Annotated in this window: 6 protein-coding genes; 1 reads left to right on the top strand and 5 read right to left on the bottom strand. The window is 34.8% G+C overall.

Translation table 11 applies throughout. The annotated features are described in order from the left end of the window. Window positions 1-630, top strand: a 630-nt coding sequence (locus tag B3J44_RS11460; RefSeq protein WP_286968561.1) for an RICIN domain-containing protein, incomplete at its 5' end; no start/stop codon positions are given. A 77-nt stretch (window positions 631-707) separates the two neighbouring features. Here the strand turns inward: B3J44_RS11460 and ilvA are convergent. The 5 genes from ilvA to B3J44_RS11435 all read right to left on the bottom strand — a co-directional run bounded on the left by ilvA (window position 708) and on the right by B3J44_RS11435 (window position 6,465). Continuing rightward, a complete protein-coding gene (ilvA, locus tag B3J44_RS11455) occupies window positions 708-1,952 on the bottom strand; it encodes a threonine ammonia-lyase IlvA (RefSeq protein ID WP_286968560.1) in 1,245 nt (414 codons plus the stop codon). A gap of 272 nt (window positions 1,953-2,224) precedes the next feature. Further along, a complete protein-coding gene (locus B3J44_RS11450; RefSeq protein WP_286968559.1) occupies window positions 2,225-2,761 on the bottom strand; it encodes a DUF4136 domain-containing protein in 537 nt (178 codons plus the stop codon). A 106-nt stretch (window positions 2,762-2,867) separates the two neighbouring features. Beyond that, the gene (locus tag B3J44_RS11445; RefSeq protein WP_286968558.1) at window positions 2,868-4,844 is read right to left on the bottom strand and encodes a urocanate hydratase; all 1,977 of its coding nucleotides are present in this window, start codon (window positions 4,842-4,844) and stop codon (window positions 2,868-2,870) included. 455 nt (window positions 4,845-5,299) lie between these two features. Then, window positions 5,300-6,274, bottom strand: coding sequence for a 2-hydroxyacid dehydrogenase (locus B3J44_RS11440; RefSeq protein ID WP_286968557.1), 975 nt, complete (start codon window positions 6,272-6,274; stop codon window positions 5,300-5,302). Window positions 6,275-6,285: 11 nt separating this feature from the next. Further along, on the bottom strand, window positions 6,286-6,465 hold the full coding sequence (locus tag B3J44_RS11435; protein WP_095928730.1) for a DUF5522 domain-containing protein: 180 nt from the start codon (window positions 6,463-6,465) through the stop codon (window positions 6,286-6,288). Between the last annotated feature and the right edge of the window lie 183 nt (window positions 6,466-6,648).

The raw sequence follows: 6,648 nt of genomic DNA, 5'->3' as shown, positions 1-6,648 counted from the left end.
AACGGAGGAGGAAGCAATCAGCGTTGGAAATTTGTTTCTGATGGAAGCGGCAATTATTATATTATCGTAAAATCTACAGGAATGTACTTGGCTGTTGAAAATAACGGAACAGGAGACGGGTTAAAAGTGCAGCAGAGAAGTTTTTCAGCTTCAAATGAATTTAAATGGACAGTAACAAGTATCGGAAGTGGATATTACAAAATTATAAACGTAAACAGCGGTAAATCTCTAGATGTTGAAAATGTTTCTACAGCAAATGGAGCTAACATTCAAGTTTGGGCATATACAGGCGGTTTAAATCAACAATGGCAATTTGTTCAGGTTGAAACTTCTGCAACGGCAAAAAGTGCTTTAGTAGCAGAAACTGTTGCGGTTGAGAATACAAGCTCAAACGATATGATGATTTTTGTGGATGAAGTAGATAAATCTTTAAAAATAGATACCAATCATGAAGGAAGTGGCGAAGTACAAATCTTTAATATAACAGGAGAACCGGTTTTAAAGAAAAATGTAAGTTTTGTAAAAGGAAATCAAGCTGCAGTAGAAATTTCTCGATTACCAAAAGGTGTTTACGTTGTAAAAGTTAGTGATAGCAAAGGCTCGTATTCGAAAAAAATCTTGAAGCAATAATTACATTCACAATTTAATTAGTAATTTGTATTGAATCTGAAAAGGCTGTCAAATCTCTGACAGCCTTTGTTTTTATTTTATCCAATTAGTTGAGTAAACAAATCCTGATTGTCATTCAAGTATTGAAACTCAAAGCCATTTTCGGTCATTTTCAGTTTAATTGGCATAATATCATTTTTGTTTTTCAATTCTAAACCAACCACAACAGAACCTACTTCACGGCTATTTTTCTTAGCAAACTGAAAATAAGTAATGTCATCATCTGGGCCTAAAATATTATTGACAAACTCTTTTAAAGCACCTGGACGTTGCGGAAACTGAATCATAAAATAATGCATTAAACCTTCATATAGCAAAGAGCGTTCTTTTATTTCAGCTGTTCTTTCAATGTCATTATTGCTTCCGCTTACAATGCATACGACATTTTTTCCTTTAATTTTTTCTTTATAAAAATCCAAAGCTGCAATTGTTAAAGCTCCTGCAGGTTCTACCACCATCGCTTCTTCATTGTACAATCTTAAAATTGTGGTGCATACTTTTCCTTCGGGAACCAGAATAATATCTTCTAGATTATAACGGCAGATTTCGAAAGTTTTATCTCCAACTTGTTTTACAGCTGCACCATCGACAAATTTATCGATTGTTTTTAGTGGTGTATTTTTATTTTCTTCAATCGAAGTTTTCATTGAAGGAGCTCCTTTTGGTTCAACACCGATAATTTTTGTGTGCGGACTTAAATGTCTGAAAACTTCAGAAAGACCAGACGCCAGTCCGCCTCCACCAATTGGAACAAAAACGTAATCGATAGGCTCTGTAAAACTTTCTAAGATTTCTAAACCAACAGTTCCTTGTCCAGCGATTACTTTTTCATCGTCAAAAGGATGAATAAATGTTTTGTGGTTTTTGATAGCATCTGCCGTTGCCGACGCATAAGCATCATCAAAAGTATCTCCAGTTAAAACAATTTCAACAAACGATTTTCCAAATAATTGTACTTGTTTTACTTTTTGTTTCGGAGTAGTTTTCGGCATGTAAATTTTACCTTTTATATGAAGCAAGTTACACGAGTAAGCAACACCTTGCGCATGATTTCCTGCACTGGCGCATACAATTCCGTTTGCTTTTTCTTTTTCGTTTAACGAAGAAATCTTATTGTACGCGCCCCGGATTTTATACGAACGAACAATTTGTAAATCTTCTCTTTTTAATAAAATAGTCGATTCAAATTCGTCTGAAAGATTTAAATTCTGTGTAAGAGGCGTCGCAGCAACTACATTTTCAAGTTGCTTTTTTGCGTTAAGTACTTCGTTAAATAAACTCATGATGTTTTGTTTTTATTTTTTTTGCCACAGATTAAAATGATTAAAATGATTTTTAATCTGTGTGAATCTGTGAAATCTGTGGCAAAAAATATTTGTCTTGAACTTTCTTAAAATAAAAAACCTCCCAATTGGGAGGTTTCTATAAATTATATTTTACAAACTTATATAGCACCTCGCCATTATTGCTGAATTGCAATAATGCTAATAATAGCGATAATAATGTTGTTAAAGTTTGTCATTTTCTTTACTGATTGAAAGGCAAATGTAAATAATTATTTTTTTACTGGCGGATATTGAGCTAAAATTTTGCCTACAAACTCAGCAATTTTTTCGTCCTTTTTATCAATGTTTCTTGTCAAAGTTCCGATTCCTTCACCTTGCCATACCATTTCTTTTCTTTTAGCATCGATTAAATCAATGTATAAAGTGCCTTCAGTAGAAGTAGAAACTGTAGTCTGTCCTCCGTACATCATGTAAGGATTCCAACCCCAGCCCCAGCCATAACCCCAGCCAGCGGTAAATTGGTTTACGTCTACTTGCTCTCTTGATTTAGTAAAAATGTTTATTAACAAATCAGGATTGTCGCTTTTGGTAAAACCTTTAGATTGCATTTGATCGTCAATAGCATGTAAAATTCTTCTTTTGTCTAAATCTGATATTTCAACCTTGTCAATTCCTGGCTTAAAGTAGGCGTACGTTTTATAAGGCGTAAAATCGACAGTTTTGTCATAATCAGAATAAACAGTCACGGTACTGCAAGAAGTAAGTATCAGCAGTAGCAAAAACGGAATTAACTTAAGTGTTTTCATATATCTAAGAATTAATGTTCTTTTTTAAATCTGTCAGGCTGAGCGTAGTCGAAGCCCTTTCGTTTCTGTAAGCCTTCGACTTCGCTCAGGATGACATTATGTTATTTTAAAGCAGACTTTCATCGACTAGATTAGGTAAAGTTACTTTCAATAATGGCTCAACTTCCATTGCTCTTTTTATAGCAAAAACAGCCCCTTCATTTCGAGCCCAGCTTCTTCTTGAAATTCCGTTGTTAACATCCCAGAAAAGCATTGATGCTAAACGCTTTGAAGCCTCTGTAGAACCATCAAGAACCATACCAAATCCGCCATTTATAACCTCTCCCCAGCCAACTCCGCCGCCATTATGAATTGATACCCAAGTTGCTCCTCTAAAGCTGTCTCCAATCACATTATGAATCGCCATATCGGCAGTAAAACGAGATCCGTCATAGATGTTTGAAGTTTCTCTATAAGGCGAATCAGTTCCAGAAACATCATGGTGATCGCGCCCTAAAACAACCGCGCCAATTTCGCCTTTTGCAATTGCCTGATTAAAAGCTTCTGCAATTTTAATTCTTCCTTCGGCATCAGCATAAAGAATACGAGCTTGAGAACCTACAACCAATTTGTTTTCTTGCGCGCCTTTAATCCATTTGATATTATCCTGCATTTGCTGCTGAATTTCATTTGGAGCAGTTTCTGCCATTTTTTCTAAAACCTCACAAGCAATCGCATCTGTTTTTAATAAATCTTCTGGTTTTCCTGAAGTACAAACCCAACGGAAAGGCCCAAATCCGTAATCAAAACACATTGGCCCCATAATATCCTGAACGTAGCTTGGATACTTAAAATCTATATTATTTTCTGCCATTACATCTGCACCAGCGCGAGAAGCTTCTAGTAAAAAGGCATTTCCGTAATCAAAAAAGTAGGTTCCTTTTGCGGTATGTTTGTTAATAGCATCTGCATGGCGACGTAAGGTTTCCTGAACTTTTTCTTTGAATAATTCTGGATTATTTGCCATCAAATCATTTGCTTCTTCAAATGAAATTCCAACCGGATAATAACCTCCAGCCCAAGGATTATGAAGTGAAGTCTGATCTGAACCTAAATCAATTTTGATATTTTCCTGATCGAAACGTTCCCAAACGTCAACTACATTTCCTAAATAAGCAATCGAAACGGTTTCTTTATTGGCTTTCGCCAAAGCAACTCTGGCAACCAATTCGTCTGTAGAAGTCACCACTTCGTTAATCCAACCTTGCTCGTGACGGATTTTAGTAATTTTCGGATTTACCTCAGCACAAACGGTAATACAACCGGCAATATTTCCAGCTTTTGGTTGTGCGCCCGACATTCCGCCAAGACCAGAAGTTACAAATAAACTTCCTTCTGGATTTTGTTTTATTTTTCTGAAACCGTTTAAAACTGTAATTGTAGTTCCGTGTACAATTCCTTGTGGCCCAATATACATATAACTTCCCGCTGTCATTTGTCCGTATTGAGAAACTCCTAAAGCATTCATTTTTTCCCAATCATCAGGTTTAGAATAATTAGGGATTACCATTCCGTTGGTAACCACAACTCTTGGCGCTTCTTTATGCGAAGGAAATAATCCCATTGGGTGACCTGAATACATTGTTAAAGTTTGCTCATCTGTCATTTCAGACAAATACTGCATTGTCAATAAATATTGCGCCCAGTTCTGAAAAACAGCGCCGTTTCCGCCATAAGTAATCAATTCGTGCGGATGTTGCGCTACGGCATAATCTAGATTGTTCTGAATCATGTGCATTATGGCTTTTGCTTGCAACGATTTTCCAGGATATTCTTCAATCGGTCTTGCGTACATTTTGTAATCTGGACGAAGACGATACATATAAATACGCCCGTATTTTTCTAATTCTTCTGAAAATTCAGGAATTAATTCGGCGTGATGTTTTGGATCAAAATAACGTAAAGCATTTTTAAGCGCCAGCTTTTTTTCTTCTGCCGAAAGAATTTCTTTTCGTTTCGGAGCATGATTAATTGCTGGATCGTATGCCTGCTTTGGAGGTAATATATTTGGTATTCCTTGTTGTATTTGTTCTTGAAAAGTCATTTTTTTTTTAAGATTCTAAGATGCTGAGATTCTAAGTTACTAAGATATTGAGCTTAGATTAACACCAGATTAATTTTTTGTTTTTTAAATTATGTCGCCCCGCTGGGCTTTTATGTGACAAACGGCTAAACAATTTCTATAAATATTTTGCTCCTCTGGAGCATTATGAAATTTAAATAAATCAAGAAAAGCCTTGGAAAGGCGAAATATTTATAGAAAATAATAATCACCCAATACAAAAGCTCCAGCGGAGCGAAATATTCGTTTAGGCAAAATATCTAAATTATCCACTTGCCACATTTTCTAATATAAAAAACTAGGGATAACGGATATCCGACCTGTGATACGATTTATAAATCGTAATCTTAAACTTTCTTGAACGAATATCCATATATTATATTTTAGATTGTTGATTTTAGATTTCAGATTGGAATTTGGAATTTTAAAATTAGAATTTAAAAATACACTTCCTCATTAACACAAAACGGCATTTTTTTACCCTCAATAACGGCAATTACATTTTGCGCTGCGCAAACAGCCATTCCATTTCTGGCTTCGTATGTCGCAGAACCAATGTGCGGTAAAATACAGCAATTTGGAAGGGACAATAATGGATTGTCAAAGTGCATCGGTTCTGGATTTGTAACGTCTAATCCAGCACCCCAAATTATATTGTTTGTCAAAGCATCAAATAAATCGCTTTCATTTTGAAATTTTCCTCTTGATGTGTTAATGAAAATTGCATTCGATTTCATTTTAGCAAAAGAATTTTTATTGAAAAGTTCATTGTTTTCTTCACTGTAATTAGAATGAACACTTAAAACATCACTTTTAGCAAGTAAGGTTTCAAAATCTACATATTTTGCATCCAATTCTTTTTCAGCTTCTTCATTATGAGAACGATTGTGATAAATGATATTCATTCCGAATGCGGCTTTGCATTTTTTTGCCATTTCAATACCAATTCTTCCCAAACCGAAAACCCCTAAAGTTTTGCCGTAAAGTTCCTGTCCTAAATTGGCTAACGGATCAAAACTTCCCCAATCGTTGTTTAAAATTCTTTTATGATTATAAAATGATTTTCGCGCAACACTCTGCATCAGTAAAAAAGCAACATCAGATGTAGCTCTGCTTAAAACATCAGGCGTATTTCCAACAGGAATTTTTCTGCTGTTAGCTGATGGAATATTGACAGAATCAAATCCGACAGAAAATAAAGCGATTCCTTTTAAATTCGGACATTGCTGAAAAAAATCTTCATCTAATTTGTTTGTTCCAACATTCAAAAGTGCGTCATGTTCTTGGCAGATTTTTATAAACTCTTCTCTTGACAATATATTCTCTGTTGGATTTATTGTAAAGTTAATGCCTTTATCTTGAAGCAATTTAATGCCAGCTTCGGGTATATTTTTATTTATAAAAACCTTCATCTTGTGGTATTCTAATTTTTATTTATTCTTCCTGTTTTTTTATCATATCCGTACGGACAGTGGCGACAACCGCTTTTGCAGCAATAACCACGTTTTAAATGATGTTTTTCAGTAAAGCATTTGTAACCTTCGGGCGTATAATAAAAATCTTCGCCTTCGATTAATTTATTTTCATTACTTTGCTCTTTCATAAATCTGCTTCGCGCTCTTTTTCGTGTAAACTAAAATCAAAAATATAAATATTTGATTATGATTTTATTGAAATCGAACAATTTTATAGCTACAAATTTATAAATTTTACAGCCAATGTTTCTGATTGTTGCTAAATATTTAATTCCGAAAGGTTATCGAGGAATGGCTGTATTTCCGTTTGT

The sequence above is a fragment of the Flavobacterium sp. UBA4854 genome (assembly GCF_002399805.1).
Lineage (GTDB): Bacteria > Bacteroidota > Bacteroidia > Flavobacteriales > Flavobacteriaceae > Flavobacterium > Flavobacterium ginsengisoli.
The sequence above is the reverse complement of the archived record's forward strand: the minus strand, read 5'-3'. Positions and strand labels throughout refer to the sequence as shown.